Genomic DNA, 23,071 nt, shown 5'->3' on the forward strand with positions numbered 1-23,071 from the left:
AAACTTAATCAGTGTCTAACTCAAGTTCTTCCTACAGTATTACTGATAGAAAACTCATTCACGCCTTATGTGACAATGCTTCCAGTAAGTATGAGAGATTTAAAGTTATAAAATTGACTAAATTTAGATGGGTTATAGAAAATTAAGTTGAGTTTTAAGTGTGCTATTCAAGATGTATAGTTAGTGATAATTCATTGGGTTATTGAATCTTTTAGTTATCAGCTGATGTGGGTGTTATGAAGAAAAACGGCTTTACGTTAATGGAATTAATCGTTGTCATCGTGATACTCGGTGTTTTAGCCGTTACGGCAGCTCCGAGGTTTCTTAATATTCAAGAGTCAGCGAGAGAAGCAGTACTTGAAGGTGTTGCTGGCGCGATGGAAGGGGTAATCACTCAGGTAACCTCAAAGGCCATTATCGCTGGGCTTAATCCGGATGCAACAAACCCAGGTGATCAGAGCAACTACGTAATCGATTTTGGTATTGGTAGCGTTGAAGTCGATTGGGGAACGCTATGCCCTGAAAGTCAAGGAGAGTCTGGTGATAATCCATTAAAAATGCTCGATTTCCTTACCTTATCAGATGATGACAGCCTAACTTCTGATTTTGGTAATCGACACACTGTGATCGGCTATGACTACGACTTTACCCAAGCTGAATTAGATAGCACGAACATAACGGATGCGGAGCTAGAGGCGCGCCAAGGTTGTTTTGTTCTTTATGACTCTTTTGGCCGAACAAATGGCAGCCAGTGTCCTGCTGAAGGATGTGAGTGTACAGTTCGTATTGTGAACAACAATTGTTAAACCGAACCCTTTAACTGATTTTTAGACTTCGAATAAAAAGCGCGTTATTACCGATTGGTAGTAACGCGCTTTTTTGTACTAGCTTATTCGTCTATTTTAGTTTGCTAACGCAGCATCTGCTGGTGGCAAGTCACGCTTATTAATCACGTAACGTAAGCGTAGTAACATCAGAGCCGCTGACACACTCAACCCTGTCAGAATACCAATCCAAAAGCCTTCTTCACCCATTGCAGGCACAATGTGGTCTGTTAAACCTAATACCATGCCCAGTGGTAGTGCTAAGCCCCAGTATGAAGCGATAGCTAAGATCATCGGGATCTTAGTGTCTTTATAGCCACGCAGTGCGCCGTTAGCAGACGTTTGCAATGCATCGCTGAATTGGTACATAGCGGTAAAGGTCAACAATACTGCTGCTGTCGCGCTTATTGTAGGGTCGGTGGTGTAAAGCCTAATGATCCACTCAGGGAACAGCAGGAACATCGCTACTGAAAGCAATGAAATCAAAGCTGCAACCAAGATACCGACTTTACTACGCTCAATAGCGCCAAGTTCGTCTTTCTCGCCTAATGCATGTCCAACGCGAATCGTAATGCCAAATGAGATACTCATAGGAATCACGTAAGTCAGGCTCGAGATATTAAGTGCAATTTGTGCGGCTGCCACGTTCTCTGCACCAATACGACCAATCATCAATGCGATTACCGCAAAGATGCTGCCACATACCGCGATGTTCATCCCGATAGGTAATCCTAATCTTAGAAGGTGAAGCATCTCTTTTGCTTTTGGCTTAGCGTCTGCAAAGCTGATGATTGTTTTGTAGTGGTGATGGCCTTTAATGTAGGAATAGAACATCCCCGACATTAGCCAATACACCAAGCTTGTTGCCCAACCACAACCCACAGCGCCCATTTCGGGGAAGCCGAATTTACCGTAAATAAGCACGTAGTTGACCGGAATATTCACCAACAAACCAACCACAGAAATGATCATCGGTACTTTGGTGTTGTTCATACCTTCACAGAAGCCATTCAAAGTGTAGAACAGGGCGATACCCGGCACACCAAAGGCTAGGGCAAACGCATAATCGCTGCCAATAGGAATAATCTCAGCGGCTACACCAATCCATTCTAAGATCGGTTTCGCACTCACCAAATAAGCGATGAGTAATACGCTAGCAATCAATGCCAACCAAACCATCTGGAAGAACTCAACCGAGATACTTTGAAAGTCGCGTGCGCCTCGGTGGTAAGAGACAACAGGCGTTAACGCCATAATCACGCCACGCAGTAGCAGCAATACAGGAATCCAAAGGCTGGTGCCAAGTGCAATAGCGGCGAGATCGGCAGGGCTTACTTGGCCAGCCATAGTCGTATCGACAAATCCCATCGCTTGGGTAGCTATTTGAGTCAAAATGATTGGAACCGAAAGATGCATAAGCGCACCCGATTCACGAGTAAAAGGACGAAGTTTCGTTAGCATGGAAGTTCACAACACCAATATAAATACACGAATGATGGCAGGATGGCCGGTGTGCATTTTAGGATGTGCCCCGTTGGGCGGGCGACAATATAAACACCTTACCGTATAGGGTCAAGCATTGGGTTTATAGGGGCTAATTCGCTCTGGAGGAATGCCAGATTTGCAGGGTTTAGATACTGTTTCTATGTACATAACCCAATGATTTTTATGTGAATCATACTAGATAGAAAAATTCTATATTTAAATGCAGAATTTTTCTGTCTAATATAGCTGTTAGCCATACAAAGTCCACGGAACAAATTTGTCTATGGTATTATTAGCGTTATCAGACATTAGCTTCTACTATCAATGCTTACTCAGACTATCGAAGAACTCAAAAAAGCTACACCTCTTAAAGTTATTTCTATCATTTCAGATTTTGCAACGATACTCGGTGTTTCGGTCGGTACGTTAGTTGCCGGACCTTTGCTGGGTGAGTTGACCGGAAAGGGGTTTGAACTTTCAGACTTTTTATGGGCCGTATTCTTCTACTTTTTATTCATTTCATTGTTCGCTTTCGGTTTTACTGGGCTAATAAAGCAGTCTATTCACCGTATCAAAAATAAACGCTACCTGAGTGGCATTTTGTCGTTAGCAGGCACATTACTTTTTGTTACGTTGACAATAAATTTCTTCCCTAATTTGACAAACCTATTTGGTAATGTTTCAGGTAGTCGTTATCTGCTTCCACCTAAGCCAAGTTTAGTCAACGCACAATTGAATTCTTTGAAGTTTGAAAAGAAAGGGGAAATTCTTTTCTTGAAAGGTAATATTAAATTTGACGAGACTGCGGATCCAAATGACTATACCGTCGCTCTGTACCTTATGAATAAAGAAACAGGCGAGTATGAGTATAGCTATTTTGGGCTAAATAAAACTTACGCACTCTTAAATTCAAATGGTGATTTCACAATGCCAAAGGTACCGTCACGCTCCAAAGAAAATGCATATATCGCAGTTTATTTGTTAGCTGATAAGCAAAGTGGTATGGGCAGACTGTTTCCAAACAAACTTACGCAAATTCCAGCTAAGAGTATGGACCAGTTAGGAGCTATAGCGTTCAAAGTCCCATAATGCCTGGCTAACAAACTGTTTAAGAGTGATTCGCAACGCGTGGCGTTTTTACTATGCGTTGCTTTTAGTGTTTAAGGTGGTATGCGGCGGCATAGGTACTGCGTTGCTCACACCTTAACAGGGCGTTGAACTAAGCCGCTTCGCGGAGGACTTTCCTCTCACTTATTCTATAGACCAAACTTATGATGTATCCATAGATTAAGGAATGCATCATGACCCCATTAAGACAACAACTTATCGATGAAATGGCGGTTCGCCATTTTTCTCCGAAAACCCATGCAAGCTATTTACGTTGGGTTAAAGATCTATCTACTACTTACGATCTGTCCCCTGATTTACTCACCGATCAACAGATTAGTGCGTATTTACGGACGCTTACCACAGAGCGGAGCTTAAGTAGTAGTACTTGTGCTCAAGCGTTGAATGCCATCTTGTTTTTTTATCGTGCTGTTTTGAATCGAGCATTTGAAGAGCGACTGGTTCCCCCGATTAAACGCGCCAGTAAAATACCGGAGCTGCTGAATCGCGAGGAAGTAAGAAGTATCATAAGTCATTGTCGAAGCCTTAAATATCAGACCGCACTTGAAATGTGTTACGGGTGTGGCTTACGTGTCAGTGAGGTCGTCGGCCTGTACGTGAAAGACATCGATGGTACGGCGAAACGACTGCACATTCATTGTGGTAAAGGTAAAAAAGATCGCTTTGTTCCAGTGGGTGATAGCCAGCTGAATCATCTTCGAAATTACTGGCGTCATTATCACCCCACCGTAGTGCTGTTTCCCAGCCTAGAGCCCGAAAAGCCATTGGGTATTAGCTCTTTGCAGAAGTGCTTCAAAGCTGCAAAAGTTGAGGCTAACGTTAGAAAATTAGGGGGAATACACGCCCTGAGACACGCTTATGCAACTCATCAACTTGAATCGGGCATGCCTTTGAATGTTCTGCAGCGTTACCTTGGGCATTCGAATATCAAAACGACATTGAGGTACACCCATTGGATAGGTCATCACAACGAAAGCTCGGACGGAAGTAAGTTCGACTTAGTTGCTCAACTATGGGAGGAGAGCAAATGAACGCATTATCTCCTTACCAAGCCGTATTAACCCAAGGCTTAGAAGAGCTTGATAAAAGCAAAGTCACACCGAGGCAGTGGCAAGTGCTTAACCATTTAAGAGACTGCCGAACAGAGCGTATGGGTAGTTACGACTGGCGTTGTCAACAATGCGGTCATGAAACGCGTTGGTACTGCTCTTGTCGAGACCGTCATTGCCCCAGTTGCCAAGAGCAGATGAGGCAGCAATGGTTAATAAAGCGAAGCCAAGATATTTTACCCGTGGCCTATCATCATATGGTTTTTACCTTACCTCACGAATTCAATGCTCTGGTTAAAGCGCATCCTAAGGTTGTTTATCAATGCTTGTTTCATTCCGTGTGGGCAACATTATGCGCGTTTACTAATGAGCGGCATCACCTTGTCGGTCAACTTGGAGCATTAATGGTTCTTCACACTTGGGGAAGAAATCTGAGTCAACATACGCATATTCATTGCCTGTTACCGAGTGGGGTGCTTACAAAAGATCGGCAATGGCAACCGACAAGAAAATCGAGCTATCTGCTTCCGGTTAAAGCCTTATCCGTTCGCTTTAAGAAAGAGATGTTATGTCGAGTAAGCCAGTTGATAGCGACACACAGTAACTTATTAGAGGAAGCCGCTAATAAGAGATGGGTTGTGTACAGTAAACCTGTACTGCACGAGCCCACAGCAGTAGTGGGTTATCTATCTCGGTATTGCAATCGTATCGGGTTAAATCCAAATCAATTAAGTTATAACGTGGATGGCCGTATCACGATGAGTTACAAAGATTATCGAACCAACGGGACTCAAAGAATGTGTTGTAATGCGGGCGAGTTACTTCGACGCTTACTTTTACATGTGTTGCCTAAAGGACTAATGCGAATACGCTATTATGGCTTTTTAGCTAACGCGGTACGGGTAAAAGCGATCGCGGAAATTAGGCATAGCTTACGAGAGCGACCCGCAGAGAAGTCGGAAGTGATGAAAGAGAAACCGTGTTGTCCGAACTGCCATAGCAACAGCATGGTACTCGTGTGCATCAATATTAGACCTAGGATAGTCGTTTCAGAGCACCGACTGACCTAGTTGTCTGATTATAATGAATAAAATTATCGTTGTGTTATGGCGAGAGAGGGGTATTGTTCGCTTTTAAAAAGATTATGCAACGGGTATAGTCGCTGTAGCTAAATTGGCGGCTAGAAATGGAAAATGGACGGCTGACGATGTACTGGTCTTAATGATAATAGTGGAACGTAAGTCAGTCCTAAAAAGCAAATTCCATAGATAGAAGCGGCCAAGTCCAACAGGTATTTATCCATTGTGCTACGACAACGGATAAATACTTAAGCGTTATGTGATATTCGCTACCAGTTGGGATTAATGGTAAGATCTTGCTTAGGTAATCAGTTAGAACAAATCAATGAAATATACATCTGCAACTTCAACTTTGGCCTTCGGTTACGTAAACAAAGCAAATAAAGCTAGTAAGCCTGTGCGGCACGATAGCGAGTCAGATAAGCAATATAATGACCGTCTTATCGAATGGGACGATTTATACAATGCCACTTTGGATGAAATGGAAATAAAGGATTACGAAGCGAGACTAAAATATAGAATATTCAAATCCTAGTCACCATCACATAACAAATTGTTCAAGCAGACAGCTAACGTTTGGCGATTTTGGTTTGATTTGGGTTTAGTGATTACAGTAGCTTTGTTTAGGTGCAGTGGCAGTTAGCTGCTGCTTAACAAGGCTACATGGATTCCCCCGGTTGTCAAACATCCGCCAAACTTATGTTGATGAGTTTTGGACTGCCGCTCTACATTCGGCCTACTTATCGACGATTCGCATACGTCGTGGCCCTGATGACTTTACGCGACTGCGGTGCCTTATTCGTTAGATGACATCTAGTGTGTCCGCCGCATTAACAGGCTCTCCGCAAGTGGTCTTAACCTATCTCCATCATTAGCGTCTGCAATGACCCGGTGGGTTTAACTCTTTATGCTGCTTCGGTTTTTACTTAAGCAGCATAGTTTTCATATTCTGTTTGATTGTGTAAAAGTGACCATATAATTCTTGCGTTCTTCGCGGCCAGTGCCACTATTGCTCGGTTCATACCTCTTCGTTCTAGAACGCCTCGACACCACTGACTTAACTTATCTTGCTTGTCGCCAAGATTGGCAATCACGGTCCTTGCGCCATGAACTAATAGTGTTCGTAAGTATTTATCACCGTGTTTGGTTATTCGGCCTAAGCGAGGTTTTCCTCCTGTGGAATATTGCTTTGGTACGAGTCCCAGCCAAGCAGAGAAATCACGGCTTTTATCAAATTGAGAGCCATTGTCTATCGAAGCGAGTATCGCAGTAGCGGTTTGAGGACCAATGCCTCGAACCTTCATCACTCGTTGAACATTAGTGCTGACCTTAGCAAAAGAGTCAAAGACTTGCTCGGTATCGGCGATACGTTGATTCAATTCATCAAGGTGGTGATAAGCATCGGCAATAACTGTTCTTGCGAGGTGTGGCAGTTCATTTTCTGCATCTTCGAGCATTAAGGGAACGTGTTTCAGCAATGAAGAGCGACCAACAGGAATTATTAATCCGAATTCAGAAAGCAGGGCACGCATGCGATTCATAAGCGCCGTGCGTTCACGAACCCAATGCTCTCTCATTCTATGTACCGATAGGATGGCTTGTTGCTCGGGGGATTTTACGGGTACAAAGCGAGTTGATGGACGCTGAACAGCTTCGCATATGGCAACAGCATCATTAAGGTCGTTCTTTCCCTTAGTTCGATAAGGGATTACGTATTTAACGGCCATAATACGGGCGTCGTGACCGAACTTATTGAGTGTTCTTGCCCAATAATGTGCACCACCACACGCTTCAACGCCTATACGCATGAGTGGCATATTTGCTATTGTAGTCAGTAGTTTAGAGCGAGTTACCGACTTATGAAGTATGACTTTACCATTTTGGTCTACGGCATGAAGACTAAAGTGGTTTTTAGCTAGGTCGATACCGCAGAAATAAGAATAATCAGACATGGTGCCTCCGATGCATTTAAGTACCACATAAGTGTGGCAGATCCTCGGTAGGGGGAATCCATGTCATTCGTTAGGTCATAGAGGTAAAAATGAATCCTAGAGTAGTTGTTAATGAGACACATTGGTTTGAAATTAATGCGCACGCAGATATGTGCCCGCATTGTCACTATTCAATAAAACCAACAAATATTACTTCCAGCTTGAGTGGAAACCCTGATAAATCTGGGACGAAATTAGAGCTTGTATATCGCTGTACACGGAATGAGTGCAGCAGGTTATTTATCAGCTCATATATTCGGACTGCGATGCAAGGAACAAGTAGAGTCGGTGTTTTTAAGTATAAAAATTCATCGCCCGTTACTGTTAAAAATGAGCAGTTTCAAGATGAAATTAAGCAAGTGTCCCCTAGTTTTTGTGACATTTTCAATCAAGCTAGTGCTGCAGAGCAATATGGTTTGCATGAAATTGCTGGAGTTGCATATAGAAAGGCACTTGAATTCCTAATTAAGGATTACTGTATTTATAAACACAACGATTCCGCTGATAACATCAAGTCCTTACAATTAGCGAAAGTTATCGGACAGTATGTATCAGATACAAACATAAAAGAGTGTGCAAAACGAGCAACATGGTTGGGTAATGATGAGACTCATTATGTTCGTAAGTGGGGGGATAAGGACTTGAGTGACCTTAAAATACTAATTCGACTAACTTTGGGCTGGGTACTTAATTGCATTTTGACTGAGAAGTATCTGTCTGAAATGACCTAACAAAGCATTTAAGACGGATTCTCAACGCTTGGCAATTTCAGTTTGGGTCAGCTTTAGTGTTTAAGGTGGCAAGGTTTTAGGTAGGGTGGTGGCGTTGCTTACTGCTTAACGTGTCTAGCCGTCATGGAGCTTGCTATGTTCAAAGTGATAGAATAGTATCACTTTAGTCTTCCTTTGGAGCAGCTCTCATGAAAGTAGAACTAGTTACATCACTTAAACGTCAAGCAACTAAAATCCTCGCCGATCTCCACGACACCAAAGAACCGGTGCTAATTACTGAGCATGGTAAGCCATCTGCGTATCTAGTTGACGTTGATGACTACGAATTTATGCAAAATCGTTTAGCTATTCTTGAGGGTATAGCACGAGGTGAACGCGCACTAGTTGACGGTAAAGCGGTAAGTCATGATGAAGCCAAGGACAAAATGTCAAAATGGCTGAAATAATCTGGACTGAGCCAGCGTTATCTGACCTCAACGATATCGCAGAATACATCGCACTTGAAAATATCGTTGCTGCAAAGCAGTTAGTACAAACGATCTTCTCTAAAGTCGAACGACTACAAACTAGCCCAGAGTCAGGTCGTATCCCACCCGAACTAGAACATTTAAGTTATCGTGAAGTTGTCGTTAATCCATGTCGTGTTTTCTATAAGCAAGACGGCGACAAGGTGTTTATTCTGTTTGTTATGCGTGCTGAGAGAGATTTACGCAAGTTCCTGTTGAGTAAGCAATAATCGTTGGGAATGAGCGGCTAACAAATCATTCAAGATTGGTTTGCAACGCGTGGCGTATTTGCTGTTGTAGTCAGTGGTTTAGAGCGAGTTACTGACTTATGAAGTAGGACCTTACCATTTTGGTCTACGGCATGAAGACTGTAGTGGTTTTTAGCTAGGTCGATACCGCAGGAATAAGAATAATCAGACATGGTGCCTCCGATGCATTTTAGTACCACATAAGTGTGGCATATCCTCGGGAGGGGGGAACCATGTCATTCGTTAGTTGCCTTATTTATATCTCATGTTCAACTTACTGTACAAGTAGGGTGGTGAAGACTATACTTGTACAGTAAATTGAACATGTGGAGGTTGTTATGAAAATCGTATCTTTTACTGAAGCTAGAAATGGTCTCAAAGCTGTTTTAGACGGTGTAGTTAATGATGCTGATACAACAGTTATTACACGCCGTGATTCTGAGGATGCAGTGGTTATGTCTTTAGACTACTACAATAGCCTTATGGAGACAGTTCATTTACTACGCTCTCCTCAAAATGCTGAACACCTAAACCGTTCGATAGCACAGTACCGTGCTGGTAAAACAACAGCACGAGAGTTAATTGATGAGTAGTCAACGTTTATTGTCGTGGACTGATGACGCTTGGAATGACTACCTGTATTGGCAAACTCAAGAAAAGAAAACACTCAAGCGCATCAATAAACTCATCAATGATGTTAAGCGCTCTCCATTTGAGGGCATCGGTAAACCAGAGCCATTAAAAGAGAACTTATCTGGTTTTTGGTCTCGTCGTATTGATGATACTAATAGGCTTGTTTATGCAGTCGATGATCAGGCTATAACGATAATTTCGTGTCGTTACCACTACTAAATCAGGTTCAGAGAACAGGCATCTAACTAGAGACTATGGCGCCAATACCAATTTGGCGCTATCTATCTTGTCCATACCATCACTGTTTAGTTTGAAACCTAACGCTGTACAAGTCTTCTACTGCCAAAGAGCCAGCAGAAATACAAATAACCCAATCCCAAGCGTTACTTTTAGAAGCAAGCCAAGAGGGGCTCCACCTTTTGGCGCTTTATTACAACATCCCATCATCGTTTCCTCATTCATCATTGGATTCATTTCACCTTAAACCTTTCCCTTACGGTAAGGTCAATGCATTTGTTTACGTCGAATTTCAGAAAACAAAAAGGCGAACCATTTGGTTCGCCTTTTGTTATGTTTCGCTGCTTAGCGCCGCTACGAATTAGTCTTCGTAGTTATCGATGCTTGGGCAAGAACAGATTAGGTTACGGTCGCCGTATACGTTGTCTACACGGTTAACTGTTGGCCAGTACTTCGAGTTCTTCGTTGCTTTCGATGGGAAGCAAGCCAGCTCGCGAGAGTAAGGGCGATCCCATTCTGCGCCTGAAAGGTCAACTTGTGTGTGCGGTGCGTTTACTAGAGGGTTGTTGTCTAGTGGCCATTCACCCGCTTTCACTGCTGCCATTTCGTGACGGATTGCGATCATCGCTTCACAGAAACGGTCTAGCTCTTCTAAATCTTCTGATTCAGTTGGCTCTACCATTAGTGTGCCAGCGACTGGGAAAGACATAGTAGGTGCGTGGAAACCGAAGTCCATTAGACGCTTAGCAATATCTTCTTCGCTGATGCCTGTGTCTTCTTTAAGTGGACGAATATCGATAATACATTCGTGCGCTACGCGGCCGTTAGTGCCACGGTAAAGAACAGGGTAGTGAGGACGTAGTTTTTCCATCACGTAGTTGGCGTTCAGAATCGCTACTTTCGTTGCGTCTGTTAGACCTGGTTCGCCCATCATAGCGATGTAAGCCCAAGAGATAGGTAGGATTGAAGCACTACCTAGATCTGCAGCTGATACCGCGTAGTCAGAACCTTGTACACCGTTTTCGATGTGACCTGGTAGGAAAGGTGCTAGATGTGATTTAACACCGATAGGGCCCATACCCGGACCGCCACCACCGTGTGGGATACAGAATGTTTTGTGTAGGTTCAAGTGAGATACGTCTGAACCGATGAAGCCAGGTGAAGTTAGACCTACTTGAGCGTTCATATTCGCGCCGTCTAGGTAAACCTGACCGCCCGCTGCGTGTACTTGTTCACACACTTCTTTCACTTGCTCTTCGTATACGCCGTGCGTAGAAGGGTAAGTGATCATGATGCTTGATAGGTTTTCTTTGTGCTTCTCGATTTTCGCTGCTAGGTCTGCCATGTCGATGTTGCCATCTTCATCACACTTAACAACCACTACCTTCATTGAAACCATTGATGCTGTTGCAGGGTTAGTACCGTGCGCAGAGCTTGGAATCAGACAAACGTTACGGTGAGCTTCACCGCGGCTTGCGTGGTAACGTTGAATCGCGATTAGACCTGCGTATTCGCCAGATGCACCAGAGTTAGGCTGTAGTGAGAAATCGTCATAACCAGTGATTTCGCATAGCTTCTCTTTAAGATCTTTCGCTAGTGCTGTGTAACCAGCCGCTTGCTCTAGAGGTGCGAATGGGTGAATTGAACCAAACTCAGGCCATGTTACTGGGATCATCTCAGCAGCAGCGTTCAGCTTCATCGTACAGCTGCCCAGTGGGATCATGCCGTGCGTTAGTGAGAAATCTTTGTTCTCAAGCTGTTTTAGGTAACGCATCATTTGCGTTTCGCTGTGGTGCGTGTTGAATACTGGGTGAGTTAGGAACTCTGATTCACGACGGCAGTTTTCTGGAATTGCGGCAAACTCGTTTGATGCAATGTCAGAAGAAAGTGCTTGAATGTCTTCTTTCACGTCGAAGATAGCGAATAGGGCATTCACATCATCTACAGTAGTTGTTTCGTCTAAGCTGATACCGATCTTACCAGGAAGTAGACGTAAGTTGATGTCTGCTGCTTGCGCTTTCGCGTACAGTGCATCTGTCTTATCTTCTGAGTTGATTGTGATGGTATCGAAGAAGCTGTTATTCGTTAGCTCGTAACCTGCTTTAGTCAGGCCAGCGGCTAGGATAGCTGTCATGTGGTGTGTACGACGAGCAATAGTACGTAGGCCTTCTGCACCGTGGTAAACCGCATAGAAAGACGCCATGTTTGCTAGAAGTGCTTGAGCTGTACAGATGTTCGATGTCGCTTTTTCGCGGCGGATGTGTTGCTCACGAGTCTGCATTGCCATACGTAGCGCTTGGTTACCGTGAGTATCGATTGAAACACCGATTACACGACCTGGCATTGTACGTTTATGCTTTTCACGAGTACCCATGAATGCAGCGTGTGGACCGCCGTAACCCATAGGAACACCAAAGCGTTGAGCTGAACCGATTACTACGTCTGCGCCCATTTCGCCAGCTGGCTTAAGTAGAGCAGAAGCGAGTAGGTCAGTAGCAACGGTTACTAGAGTTTTGTTTGCTTGAGCCTTCGCAATGATGTCTGTTAGATCGCGAACTTCACCTGTTGTACCAGGGTATTGAACTAACGCACCAAATACGTCTTGCTCTGGAAGTGTTTCAAGAGCGCCAACCATTACTTCAAAACCGATGTACTCAGCACGAGTTTTAACAACTTCTAGTGTTTGAGGGTGAACATCGTCAGCAACGAAGAATACTTTGCTCTTGCTTTTACCAGCACGCTTACACAATGTCATTGCTTCGCCAGCCGCTGTCGCTTCATCAAGAAGTGATGCGTTTGCGATTTCCATACCCGTTAGGTCCATTACCATTTGTTGGTAATTTAGTAGAGCTTCAAGACGACCTTGAGAAATCTCTGGTTGGTATGGTGTGTAAGCTGTGTACCAGCCTGGGTTCTCTAAAACGTTACGTAGAATAACGTTTGGAGTGAATGTGTTGTAGTAGCCTTGGCCAATGAAAGTACGTTTCACTTGGTTTAGGTTAGCGATCTCTTTAAGAGAGGTCAGCATGTCCATTTCGCTCAGTGGCGCAGCAAGTGTCATTGGTTTTTCAAGGCGGATTTGTGCAGGAACCGTTTCGTCGATCAGTGCGTCTAGGCTAGTCGCGTTGATCGCTTCGAGCATTTTTTGCTGGTCTGCTTTATTTGGGCCGTTATGACGAGCAACAAACTCGTTTTGAGTACCCAGGTCTTTCAGTAATTGGCTTTGAAGTAATTCAGTCATGATATGTTCTACTTTCTCTCTGGAGCCGTGAGCTAGCCCCTAAAATTAAGCTGCTCAAAAGAGCAGCTTTATCGTAATGAGGTTACCTATTAGTCTTCTTCGATAGAGCTTAGGTATTCTTCCGCATCTTTAAGGTTGTCTAGTTCAGACGCATCAGACATCTTCACTTTAACAATCCAGCCACCTTCATAAGGTTCTTCGTTGATTAGCTCTGGGCTATCTTCTAATTCTTCGTTGATTTCTACGATTTCACCAGAGATTGGTGCGTAGATATCAGAAGCAGCTTTCACTGACTCAACTAGAGAGAAGCTTTCGCCAGCTTCAATTTCGTCATCAGTGTCAGGCAGGTCAACAAACACAACGTCACCTAGCATCTCTTGAGCGTGCTCAGAAATACCGATAGTTACAGTACCGTCACCGTTGTCTTTTACCCACTCGTGGCTGTCTGCAAACTTTAGTGTATTGTCCATTGCTTATTCTCCAAAAATTTATGAGGTTTTAATTTAAATCTTAAAAACGGTCTAACGGTAAAGAGGGAAGCGCTTGCAAAGCTCTTTAACTTGCTTGCGAACACGTTGCTCAACTTCAGCGTTGCCTTCAGGGCTTTCAACTAAGCCATCAAGTACATCGCCGATCCATTCACCGATAAGTTTGAATTCTTCAGTGCCAAAACCACGACTGGTTCCAGCTGGCGTACCTAAACGAATGCCAGAAGTAATCATAGGCTTCTCTGAATCGAATGGTATACCATTTTTGTTACATGTGATCCCTGCACGCTCTAACGCTTCTTCAGTTACGTTACCTTTCAAGCCCTTAGGACGAAGGTCAACCAGCATTAGGTGCGTGTCTGTTCCGCCAGTCACAATGTCACAACCGCGAGTTTGCAACACTTCAGCAAGAACTTTTGCGTTGTCGATCACTGAATCAATATAAGTATTAAATTCTGGGCCAAGTGCTTCGCCAAACGCCACTGCTTTAGCCGCGATAACGTGCATTAATGGGCCGCCTTGTAGGCCAGGGAACACTGCAGAGTTGATCTTTTTGTTGATGTCTTCGTGGTTAGTCAGAATCATACCGCCGCGTGGGCCACGAAGTGTTTTGTGCGTTGTTGTAGTAACAACGTGTGCGTGTGGTAGTGGGCTAGGGTGAGCACCTGTCGCGATAAGACCCGCGATGTGTGCCATATCAACCATTAGGATTGCGCCAACTTCGTCAGCGATTTCACGGAACTTAGCGAAATCAATAACGCGTGGGATAGCACTACCACCAGCAATAATCATTTTAGGTTGGCTTTCGATCGCTAAAGCGCGAACCGCTTCGTAATCGATTTCAAGAGTGTCGCGGTCAACGCCGTATTGCACTGCGTTAAACCATTTACCAGACATTGCAGGACGTGCACCGTGTGTAAGGTGACCACCAGCGTCAAGAGACATACCTAGGATAGTATCGCCAGGTTGAAGTAGGGCAAGTTTAACTGCACCGTTTGCTTGAGCGCCAGAGTGAGGCTGTACGTTTACGTATTCACATTTGAACAGCTGCTTAGCGCGTTCGATTGCGATAGCTTCTACTGTATCTACGTGCTCACAACCACCGTAGTAACGACGGCCTGGGTAGCCTTCAGCGTATTTGTTGGTTAGGCAGGTGCCTTGAGCTTGCATTACTGCTTTAGAAACGATGTTCTCGGAAGCAATAAGTTCGATTTGTTCGTTTTGACGAGCGTTCTCTGCTTGGATTCCAGCAAATACTGCGTCGTCAGTCGCAGATAGGTTCGTAGAGAAAAAACTGTCTAAGCTATGGTTTTGGTAAGCGTTCATTGTCGAGACCTTTCATTAAGCTAATGGTGATTGTTTTTATAGTCCATTAGGTCTTACGTTGATTTCTGCATCGGTATCGTTTGCGCTATATAGGTACAGATAAACGTTAATTGCGTTTTAAATATACTCTTACAGCGTCTAAGCGATCGTTGTAGGGTCAATGCAGCACGAATTGGTTCCCAAAAGTTCGGGTAAAAACAGCTCTTACAAATGTTAAAACTATCATTTGCGACAAGCTGAAGTAGCATCTCTTCATCTAACAAGTCGATAACATAGCTCCGATAAAATCAATTTTCAACAAAAATTTCCAATAGGAAACAACTTTTCTCGTTTTGCTACAGGGAGCACGCTTTATTTCTGTGTGTGCTCTTTAATCAACAAAGCGCTTCATGCAACAATGAAATGAATAGACAGGAAGTAAGAAAATAATGAGGGACCTATGTCAGAAGACATTTATGATGAGTACCCATCTTTAACGTTGGCGAAAGAAACGTTAGACCAGAATATAGAGCCACTTAGGCTAGGCCAGCGCATTAAAGATATCCGCGGCAAGCTTGGGATCACGCTAGAAGAAGCAAGCCAAAGAACTGGCTTAGCGCGCTCTACGCTCAGCAAAATCGAGAATGAGCAAATCTCGCCAACCTTTCAAGCTATGCAAAAATTAGCGATGGGTTTGCAAATTGATATGCCGCAACTCTTTGAACCACCAAGAAAAAAAGTCGCAACAGGACGTCGTGACTTAACTAAAGCAGGCCAAGGTAAACCTCACCCAACACCGACTTATGAGCATGAACTGCTTGCGACTGAGCTTTCTAATAAGAAGATGATGCCATTCAAAAGCCGCGTAAGAGCGCGTACTTTTGAAGAATATAATGATTGGGTTCGTCACGATGGTGAAGAGTTCTTAATGATTATCTCCGGTGATGTGATGTTCTACTCAGAATTCTACGAACCTGTGCCTATGAGTGAAGGCGATAGCATGTATTACGATGCCAATATGGGCCACATGTTGATTTCTACTAGTTCAGAAGATGCGCTGATTTTGTGGGTGACTGCAAAATAAGTTAACAAAATTAGAATTTCTTATAGTGAATGCAAACGTTTGCTTTTGTTTCTAACGTTTGCCAAATGACGCGATATTGATGTGAAAATCATCAATATCGCGTTTTTGTATGTATCGAATAATTGTTTTTAAATTGTTAAATGTCACATTTTGAGCTGTTTTAATCTTGTTAAGGGTGTAAAACTGACTCAGGCTTGTTTACTATAGTGAACACGGTTTACTCATGTTGATTGAAGTTTACTGAAGTGAATTCTTAGAAAGTGAGTTGTAGAGCTTTTGTACAGCTATCTATTTTTATAACGCTAACTATATAAGCCTATATAAAAGACATCACTTTTTACTATCTACTGTTTCTAATGCTGAGACCTAGTGTTAGAGGCGACTCTAAATAGAGATATAAGCGGCAGATTCGATTTGGAAAGCCTGCAACGCTTCATGGAGAATAAAATGACTCAAGAACACGCTAATCAAGACCTACTAAAAACACCACTGCACGCACTTCACGTTGAAGAAGGCGCAAAGATGGTTCCTTTCGCTGGCTACGACATGCCAGTTCAGTACCCACTAGGTGTAAAGAAAGAGCACTTACACACTCGTGATGCTGCCGGTCTTTTTGATGTTTCTCACATGGGGCAACTTCGTCTACATGGTGCAAATGCAGCTGCTGTCCTAGAATCTTTGGTTCCTGTAGATATTATCGACCTTCCTTCTGGTAAGCAGCGCTACGCGTTCTTTACTAACGAGCAGGGCGGCATCATGGATGACCTGATGGTGGCTAACCTTGGCGATCACCTATTTGTTGTTGTGAACGCAGCTTGTAAGACACAAGATATCGATCACCTAACGGCACACCTCCCTGCAGACGTAGAAATGGAAGTGATTGATGACCGCGCTCTACTCGCACTTCAAGGCCCTAAAGCATCTGAAGTTCTAGCTCGTTTCCAACCAAGCGTTGCAGACATGCTGTTCATGGACGTTCAAAAAGTGGATATCGACGGTGTTGAATGCATCGTGAGCCGCAGTGGTTACACGGGGGAAGATGGTTACGAAATCTCAGTTCCTAACGATCACGCTGAAGCGCTAGCGCGTAAGCTAACTGCAGAAGCTGAAGTAGAATGGATTGGCCTTGGCGCACGTGATTCACTTCGTCTTGAGTGTGGTCTATGTCTATATGGTCACGACTTAGATACAACAACGACTCCAGTAGAAGCAAGCCTTCTATGGGGCATTCAAAAAGTGCGTCGTACTGACGGTGAGCGTGCTGGCGGATTCCCAGGTGCTGATATCATCCTTGAGCAAATCGCGACTAAAGACGTTCAACGTAAGCGTGTTGGCCTAGTGGGTCAAACTAAAGCTCCTGTACGTGAAGGTGCTGAGCTGTTCGACGCTGAAGACAACAAGATTGGCGTTGTAACAAGTGGTACAGCGGGTCCTAACGCTGGCAAGCCTGTATCAATGGCTTACGTTCGTACTGATCTTGCGGCTATCGGCACTGAAGTATTCGCTGAAGTTCGTGGTAAGAAACTACCAATGACAGTAGAAAAAATGCCATTCGTACCTCAACGTTACTACCGTGGCTAATCTCTTTTAAGAGAAAACACCAAGTATAACGAAAGCCTATTGTTGGCCTCTCTCTATCGAGGGAATCAACAGTAGGCTTTTTTGTTTATTGGCGCGTGTTGATTCGGTAAGCGATCATCAAGAACTGTTACTTTGAAATTGGTTTATAAAATGAGATATGTGGCGATATCGTTACAAATACTTACTATAATCACGGTTGTGACGTGTTATGGTGGCGATACATCATTTTTGTAAATAAGTAGTAGGGGTTACAAGGAGTTAACTATGAACGTAAACCATACAATGAGTCCGGTTCGTAAAGCCGTTTTAGGGCTTTTAGCCCCATTGATTTATACATCAAGTGTTATGGCGACGGAAAACACGGTCGAAAGTACTCCTGATGTGGGTGTAACACCTTATATTGTGAATGGTAATGACGCGACAGTCGCTGAGTTTCCTTCAATGGCGAGTTTGTTCATTGATAGAATTGACTATGATGGTGTCTATTCAACAGGCCCATACTGTGGTGCGACAATTTTAGATAACTATCATGTACTGACCGCTGCACACTGCATCTATGATGATCAGGATGTTCAACTTTTCACGGTAGTCGTTCCCCAATTGGAAGATACTTCTCTATTCCCTAACGGTAGCATCCAGAAAGTACGAGTATCTGACGTTTTTTATCGAACGGATTATTCAGATAGTACCGATCAACTATTAAGAAATGATATTGCAATTTTAAAGTTAGAAGCTTCTCTTAACCTTCAATCTTCAGCTGAAACTATTATCCCTCAATTTGATACATACCTTAATGCTGCGAATGGTTTCGTTGCAGTTGGCCATGGTGACATCGAGACTGATGTTGATGGTACGACATTGCTACAACAAGTTGACCTGACATATGTTGATACTCCTAATTGTAAAGCTGTTTTCGGTCCGTTAGTCACTGATAAACAAATTTGTTTCAACGGTAAGGGACCGAATAGTGGCTTATACGGTGGTACATGCCAAGGCGATTCTGGTGGTCCGGTGTTTTGGGAAAATGACGCGACTTACGAGCAGGTTGGTATAACTAGTTTTGGGCCTAGAGTTTGTGGGGACGACATCGGAGTAACATCTGTATTTACAGAGATATATGATTATAAAGATTGGATTACTGATGTAACTAACGGGGTAATTGATAGCACGGAAACTGTCCAGTTTACCGCGACAGAGGCAAAACGAGTTGCTGTTGCTGGTACAAGTGTGTCAACTGGTTCTGGTAGCAGTGGCGGTAGTGTTTCGTTTGGTTTGTTAGGTATGCTGATGTTGATTGCTGGCGTTAGAAAAGCAGTTAAACGTTAGATATTCAATGCTTTGAAGAAGTCGACGCTTTATCTAACGATAGCGTCGACTTTGTACTTTTGGAGGTTTGTAGGTTTGTAGGTTTACAGGTTTACAGTTGGCTAGTTGCTTGTCGAACTAGTTACTCAGCTCGATAACCGCTTTACGGCTGTATCTTTCTATAATCTCATCCATCTCTGTTATCGCAGCATTGATGCTTTTAATCCCACCTTGCGCTACACCTTTTTCATTTTCGTTCAATGCAGAAAAAGCCTGTTTTAATTCCTTACCTTCCAACATGTTCCCGTGCAGCAACACTTCTTTGTAGGTGAGTAGCCTATGCTGTACCGCGATGATTTGACTGCGGGTATTCTCTGATTCTAAAGCGTGCTTTATGCAAGGAAATGCCAATGTATAGCGATTCGCAATTTCCAATTTGACGTCTTTCTTATTCGCAATATGCAATTTCTATTATTTCCCAACACTTGAGTCTTCAAGTTTTCTAGCCTTTACGCTCACGACCGATCAAAGCGTGAAAGTTTATGATACGTAACGTTTTTTAATAATTGGATAATATGCCTTTGATGGCGTATGTAAACCGCTGCGAGTCAATATGGTCTGCTTCTTGCTGAAATTAGGTCATAACTGTCTAATGAGGAAAAGCTAATGTCACAAGAGCCCATAGTCATGGCGCTGATTGAGCGCAGAAAGCAAGCTAATTTGTCGCAAGAAAAACTAGCCTCAAGTGCAGGAATGAGCTTAAAGACTTATCAGCGTATCGAGCGTGGAGAAGCGGACATTAAGATGTCTCAGTATCGTTCAATCACCAGAACCTTAAAGGTGACGGATTTGGATGTGGTTCTTGATATTGTGGGTGCATCACAAGCAACAGCGGAAGACGTTGCAGCGGTCAGTCGCTTACTGACCAGCGAAGAGCGAATGTTGTTGATCAAACTGATTTTGTCGGTCAAAAAGAAGCAGTAAACTTACTTTCAAATAAACAGCGTAATGGATCTATTCGTTAGTCAAATTGACAGGTCTTTCTACAGTAATGTGGTTACTGAGCGCATGAAGCCATCAGTTCACTCTTCCACGTAGCTGTTTGGTAGTACTTCTTTGTTTTTTACTTTCTAAACGTCTTTTCTGAGAGCCACGTGTTGGCTTTGTAGCTCTTCTTACTTTTTGAACCTTTGTCGCTTCCAAGATCAATTCTTTCAAGCGCACTAAAGCATCGTCTCGGTTTTGTTCCTGAGTTCTATATTGTTGCGCCTTAATGATAATCACACCGTCTTTGGTGATGCGGCTATCTTTGTGTGCGAGGAGCTTTTCTTTATAGAAATCAGGTAGGGTGGAGTGCTTGATATCAAAACGTAAATGTATCGCGCTCGATACTTTATTGACGTTTTGCCCGCCAGCTCCTTGTGCTCTGATCGCGGTTAACTGAAGTTCCCAGTCTTGAATCGAAACAGAGTTAGATATTTGTAACATAAACTTCCATTTTGAACAGTAATATGGGGTCATGATACTGAATATTGGTTATGGTATCAGTAACTTTCTTAAAGAGTGGTAGTAGTGATGAAAATAGATTTAACGGCGTATGAAGGATTAATCTTTGATATGGACGGTACGTTGATCGATACAATGCCTGCTCATGTGAAAGCATGGCAGCAAACAGCAGAAGAATTTGGTTTTCATTTTGAAGCGTCTTGGTTGCACAGTTTAGGCGGTATGCCGAGTTATAAGATAGCGGGTGAAGTGAACAACAAGTACGGTTTGTCGCTCGACCCACAAGCGGTTTCCACGTTCAAGATGGCATCGTTTGCTGGCATTGAAGACAAAGGTGACGTTATCCCTTGTACGTATTCTCTGTTGTTAGAACATCTCGGTAATAAGAAGATCGCAGTCGGGACGGGGAGCCAGCGTAAAAGCGCAGAACAACTATTAGATAAAACGGACATTCTAAACAAGCTTGATATCTTAGTGACGGCGACCGATGTGAAGAATCACAAGCCTAATCCTGACACTTTCTTAGACGCGTGTTTCGGTATGGGATTACAACCCAAGCAGTGTGTCGTGTTCGAAGATACGGACCTTGGTAAACAAGCTGCTCACGCTGCTCAGATGGATTGCATTCTAGTGGTTGAAGGGAATAAGTTAGAGTTTCACCCTGCGCCAAACTGATAGTTATTGAACCAAGAAGGTTGCCTAGCTGACGCTTTGGAGCTAGGCGATTTCACTCATCTCTGTGTCTAAGAACAAACATACGCTATCACGGCCCGCGGCTTTCGCTTCATATAGCGCCAAGTCGGCACATTTATAGTTGAGAGCCGGATCGCTCGTTAGGTTGGTGATACCGGCACTGACGGTAACAACACTGTCTAGCTCAAGGCTAACCGCAATTCGTAGTCTATTAAGTACATAGTCAGCTTCTTCTGTTGTGGTGTGGGGCAGAATAACCCCAAACTCTTCACCGCCAATACGCGCAACGAAGTCAGTTTCACGACACTCACGTTGCAATACTTGCGCAACGGTCTGAATCACTCGATCGCCATAGTCATGACCAAATCTATCGTTAATGCGTTTGAAGTGGTCGATATCTAAAATAGCCAAACAAGATTGTTCACGGGTAGGGTAACGGTTTACACGAGAACACTCGTCGCGCAGTTCAAGGTCGAACTTACGTCGGTTCCAACAGCCAGCTAATGCGTCTTTTTCACTAAGGTTTCTCAGCTTATTCTCAAGTTCTTTGTGTTTGCTGATATCCACAAATGATGCGACATAAAATTGAATTACACCTTTTGAGTCTTTAATGGTTTGGATTCGGAGTATTTCCGTAATCAATGAGCCGTCTTTGCGTCGGTTGACGACTTCGCCTTCCCATACTCCGGTCTTAGTAATAATGCTCCACATTTTAATGTAGAACTCTTGATTGTAGCGACCAGAGGCAAACATAGAAGGCTGCCGACCTTTTACATCTTCCAAGCTGTAACCACTTACGCGGGTAAATTCTTGGTTTACCTTGATGATGCGGTTGTTTCTGTCAGTGATAACAAGGGCAGACATGCCGTTCATTGCCGCTGTTGCTAACTGACTCTCAATGCTGTTCTTCTTGTGGTTTTGATTCCATAGTACAAAGCCTGCCGAAATCAGCGAGATTAAAATCGTTAGGGTCACTATCTGTACAAAGATCGAGTGGTTTTCACGCTGGTATTGGCTATTAAATTGTTGGTTTTCAACATGAAGAACCATGTAGATAGGGCCTTCGAACTGTTTTATCTTGGGGCTGATATCGGAATGGAAATACCAGTTCTCGCCATCAAAATAGCTAGAGGATGTGTTGTTTTGAATCGATGTCCAAAGCTCTGGGTATAACTTTGCGTAAGTTTGTTCTGAACGTGACTCAATCACATGCCCGAAAGACTCAGTAGGCTCCGGTCCCATAATGATATGTCCGGTTTTGTTGAGAATAATCGGAACAGCAGACGATGCGCCAATTTGATAATGAAGGCGCTTATAGATCTCAAGCATGTTTAGGTTTGCGATGAAGTAACCAATGATGCGGTTGTTTTCAGCGACTGGCGTCATAATGCGAAGCGCTGGAATTAAAGGGCGAACGATCTCTCCATTTTCAACTTCTAAGTCAATGCCGCGAGAGCTCACCTCACCAATCTTTAATTCTTGTAGCGCCTTGTAATAATCACGAGAGGATTTGTCCTGCAGTTCGTTGTCGGGAACCACGATTGCTTGTCCGTCCTTGTAGTTAACACGGAATACTTCGTTACCTTCTAGATCTAAGTAGCGCAGCTGAGAATAGTATTTTTGACCACGCACCAACATAACCCAGAGATCTTGCAGTGTTTCTTTATGAATGGTTGACGGATCGTTGACTGCGCGGAGTAAGGTTTGCGAATCTGCAATAGCAGGAACTGAGTTTGAGATTTGCTCAACGATCACAGAGAGCTCGTGAAAGCTGTATTCGATTTGGTTTTGGCTCGACTGTTTGATATTTAGTGTGTGCTGAGCTTCAACTCTGTCAAATTCAGAGTTGATATAGAGAGCAGGGACTAATCCTAGGGCAAAAATGGTGCACAGAAATTGGCTGACTAGTTTCTTTATACTCGTATTCATCACTGTCCTCAAAGAATCAGCGCAATAC

At 43.5% G+C, this 23,071-nt stretch carries 23 protein-coding genes and 1 pseudogene; 14 read left to right on the forward strand and 10 right to left on the reverse strand.

The window, feature by feature from the left end; genetic code table 11:
- The first annotated feature begins 236 nt into the window (after positions 1-236).
- The gene (locus L1D22_RS09490; protein ID WP_275665034.1) at positions 237-806 is read left to right on the forward strand and encodes a type II secretion system protein; all 570 of its coding nucleotides are present in this window, start codon (positions 237-239) and stop codon (positions 804-806) included.
- Positions 807-902: 96 nt separating this feature from the next.
- Here L1D22_RS09490 and L1D22_RS09495 read toward each other — a convergent pair whose 3' ends face one another.
- Positions 903-2,285, reverse strand: coding sequence for an MATE family efflux transporter (locus tag L1D22_RS09495; RefSeq protein WP_239829576.1), 1,383 nt, complete (start codon positions 2,283-2,285; stop codon positions 903-905).
- 348 nt (positions 2,286-2,633) lie between these two features.
- Between L1D22_RS09495 and L1D22_RS09500 the strand changes: the two genes are divergently transcribed.
- The 3 genes from L1D22_RS09500 (at position 2,634) to L1D22_RS09515 (ending at position 5,556) form a co-directional block, all read left to right on the forward strand.
- Positions 2,634-3,398: a hypothetical protein gene (locus L1D22_RS09500; protein WP_057622067.1), complete on the forward strand. Its 765-nt coding sequence runs from the start codon at positions 2,634-2,636 to the stop codon at positions 3,396-3,398.
- Between the two features lie 212 nt (positions 3,399-3,610).
- Entirely contained in the window at positions 3,611-4,468 is an 858-nt protein-coding gene (locus L1D22_RS09510; RefSeq protein WP_239829578.1) for a tyrosine-type recombinase/integrase, read from the forward strand.
- Positions 4,465-5,556 carry a transposase gene (locus L1D22_RS09515; RefSeq protein WP_239829579.1) on the forward strand — a complete coding sequence of 364 codons (1,092 nt, stop codon included), beginning with the start codon at positions 4,465-4,467 and terminating at the stop codon, positions 5,554-5,556. Before L1D22_RS09510 ends, L1D22_RS09515 begins: the two co-directional genes overlap by 4 nt.
- Positions 5,557-6,491: 935 nt before the next feature.
- On the opposite strand, the gene L1D22_RS09520 is transcribed toward L1D22_RS09515, so the two are convergent.
- On the reverse strand, positions 6,492-7,517 hold the full coding sequence (locus tag L1D22_RS09520; RefSeq protein ID WP_239829580.1) for an IS110 family transposase: 1,026 nt from the start codon (positions 7,515-7,517) through the stop codon (positions 6,492-6,494).
- Between the two features lie 89 nt (positions 7,518-7,606).
- Here L1D22_RS09520 and L1D22_RS09525 point away from each other — a divergent pair, with 89 nt between their 5' ends.
- The 3 genes from L1D22_RS09525 (at position 7,607) to L1D22_RS09535 (ending at position 9,023) form a co-directional block, all read left to right on the forward strand.
- Positions 7,607-8,287 carry a hypothetical protein gene (locus L1D22_RS09525; RefSeq protein WP_239829581.1) on the forward strand — a complete coding sequence of 227 codons (681 nt, stop codon included), beginning with the start codon at positions 7,607-7,609 and terminating at the stop codon, positions 8,285-8,287.
- A 188-nt stretch (positions 8,288-8,475) separates the two neighbouring features.
- Positions 8,476-8,733, forward strand: coding sequence for a type II toxin-antitoxin system Phd/YefM family antitoxin (locus L1D22_RS09530; protein ID WP_239829582.1), 258 nt, complete (start codon positions 8,476-8,478; stop codon positions 8,731-8,733).
- Positions 8,721-9,023 (forward strand): type II toxin-antitoxin system RelE/ParE family toxin, encoded by a 303-nt coding sequence (locus tag L1D22_RS09535; RefSeq protein ID WP_239829583.1) that lies wholly within the window; start codon positions 8,721-8,723, stop codon positions 9,021-9,023. The genes L1D22_RS09530 and L1D22_RS09535 overlap by 13 nt, the downstream gene beginning before the upstream one ends.
- A gap of 50 nt (positions 9,024-9,073) precedes the next feature.
- Here the strand turns inward: L1D22_RS09535 and L1D22_RS09540 are convergent.
- Positions 9,074-9,214, reverse strand: a pseudogene (locus L1D22_RS09540) (IS110 family transposase); the annotation flags it as partial.
- Between the two features lie 165 nt (positions 9,215-9,379).
- On the opposite strand from L1D22_RS09540, the gene L1D22_RS09545 reads away from it, so the two are divergent.
- Together L1D22_RS09545 and L1D22_RS09550 are read left to right on the forward strand one after the other, a co-directional pair.
- A complete protein-coding gene (locus L1D22_RS09545) occupies positions 9,380-9,634 on the forward strand; it encodes a type II toxin-antitoxin system prevent-host-death family antitoxin (protein ID WP_212595929.1) in 255 nt (84 codons plus the stop codon).
- Positions 9,627-9,893, forward strand: coding sequence for a Txe/YoeB family addiction module toxin (locus L1D22_RS09550; RefSeq protein WP_239829584.1), 267 nt, complete (start codon positions 9,627-9,629; stop codon positions 9,891-9,893). Before L1D22_RS09545 ends, L1D22_RS09550 begins: the two co-directional genes overlap by 8 nt.
- 117 nt (positions 9,894-10,010) lie before the next feature.
- On the opposite strand, the gene L1D22_RS09555 is transcribed toward L1D22_RS09550, so the two are convergent.
- The 4 genes from L1D22_RS09555 to L1D22_RS09570 all read right to left on the reverse strand — a co-directional run bounded on the left by L1D22_RS09555 (position 10,011) and on the right by L1D22_RS09570 (position 14,966).
- Entirely contained in the window at positions 10,011-10,148 is a 138-nt protein-coding gene (locus L1D22_RS09555; protein ID WP_158009006.1) for a hypothetical protein, read from the reverse strand.
- Between the two features lie 124 nt (positions 10,149-10,272).
- Positions 10,273-13,152: an aminomethyl-transferring glycine dehydrogenase gene (gene gcvP, locus L1D22_RS09560; protein ID WP_239829585.1), complete on the reverse strand. Its 2,880-nt coding sequence runs from the start codon at positions 13,150-13,152 to the stop codon at positions 10,273-10,275.
- Between the two features lie 89 nt (positions 13,153-13,241).
- Positions 13,242-13,622 carry a glycine cleavage system protein GcvH gene (gcvH, locus tag L1D22_RS09565; RefSeq protein ID WP_017072176.1) on the reverse strand — a complete coding sequence of 127 codons (381 nt, stop codon included), beginning with the start codon at positions 13,620-13,622 and terminating at the stop codon, positions 13,242-13,244.
- Between the two features lie 51 nt (positions 13,623-13,673).
- Positions 13,674-14,966: a serine hydroxymethyltransferase gene (locus tag L1D22_RS09570; protein WP_239829586.1), complete on the reverse strand. Its 1,293-nt coding sequence runs from the start codon at positions 14,964-14,966 to the stop codon at positions 13,674-13,676.
- A gap of 439 nt (positions 14,967-15,405) precedes the next feature.
- On the opposite strand from L1D22_RS09570, the gene L1D22_RS09575 reads away from it, so the two are divergent.
- The 3 genes from L1D22_RS09575 (at position 15,406) to L1D22_RS09585 (ending at position 18,936) form a co-directional block, all read left to right on the forward strand.
- Positions 15,406-16,029 (forward strand): XRE family transcriptional regulator, encoded by a 624-nt coding sequence (locus L1D22_RS09575; RefSeq protein WP_239829587.1) that lies wholly within the window; start codon positions 15,406-15,408, stop codon positions 16,027-16,029.
- A 447-nt stretch (positions 16,030-16,476) separates the two neighbouring features.
- A complete protein-coding gene (gene gcvT, locus L1D22_RS09580; RefSeq protein ID WP_048660228.1) occupies positions 16,477-17,610 on the forward strand; it encodes a glycine cleavage system aminomethyltransferase GcvT in 1,134 nt (377 codons plus the stop codon).
- 264 nt (positions 17,611-17,874) lie between these two features.
- On the forward strand, positions 17,875-18,936 hold the full coding sequence (locus L1D22_RS09585) for a trypsin-like serine protease (RefSeq protein ID WP_239829588.1): 1,062 nt from the start codon (positions 17,875-17,877) through the stop codon (positions 18,934-18,936).
- Between the two features lie 117 nt (positions 18,937-19,053).
- Here L1D22_RS09585 and L1D22_RS09590 read toward each other — a convergent pair whose 3' ends face one another.
- Positions 19,054-19,380 (reverse strand): hypothetical protein, encoded by a 327-nt coding sequence (locus L1D22_RS09590; RefSeq protein ID WP_239829589.1) that lies wholly within the window; start codon positions 19,378-19,380, stop codon positions 19,054-19,056.
- A gap of 201 nt (positions 19,381-19,581) precedes the next feature.
- On the opposite strand from L1D22_RS09590, the gene L1D22_RS09595 reads away from it, so the two are divergent.
- Complete coding sequence (locus L1D22_RS09595) at positions 19,582-19,899, forward strand: helix-turn-helix transcriptional regulator (protein WP_239829590.1); 318 nt, start codon at positions 19,582-19,584, stop codon at positions 19,897-19,899.
- A 93-nt stretch (positions 19,900-19,992) separates the two neighbouring features.
- Here L1D22_RS09595 and arfB read toward each other — a convergent pair whose 3' ends face one another.
- Complete coding sequence (gene arfB, locus L1D22_RS09600; RefSeq protein ID WP_017630397.1) at positions 19,993-20,403, reverse strand: alternative ribosome rescue aminoacyl-tRNA hydrolase ArfB; 411 nt, start codon at positions 20,401-20,403, stop codon at positions 19,993-19,995.
- Between the two features lie 87 nt (positions 20,404-20,490).
- Here arfB and L1D22_RS09605 point away from each other — a divergent pair, with 87 nt between their 5' ends.
- The gene (locus tag L1D22_RS09605; RefSeq protein WP_239829709.1) at positions 20,491-21,096 is read left to right on the forward strand and encodes a beta-phosphoglucomutase family hydrolase; all 606 of its coding nucleotides are present in this window, start codon (positions 20,491-20,493) and stop codon (positions 21,094-21,096) included.
- Between the two features lie 42 nt (positions 21,097-21,138).
- Here L1D22_RS09605 and L1D22_RS09610 read toward each other — a convergent pair whose 3' ends face one another.
- Positions 21,139-23,043: a diguanylate cyclase gene (locus L1D22_RS09610; protein WP_239829591.1), complete on the reverse strand. Its 1,905-nt coding sequence runs from the start codon at positions 23,041-23,043 to the stop codon at positions 21,139-21,141.
- Positions 23,044-23,071: the final 28 nt, after the last annotated feature.

The organism is Vibrio sp. Isolate34, from assembly GCF_022397915.1.
Classification (GTDB): domain Bacteria; phylum Pseudomonadota; class Gammaproteobacteria; order Enterobacterales; family Vibrionaceae; genus Vibrio.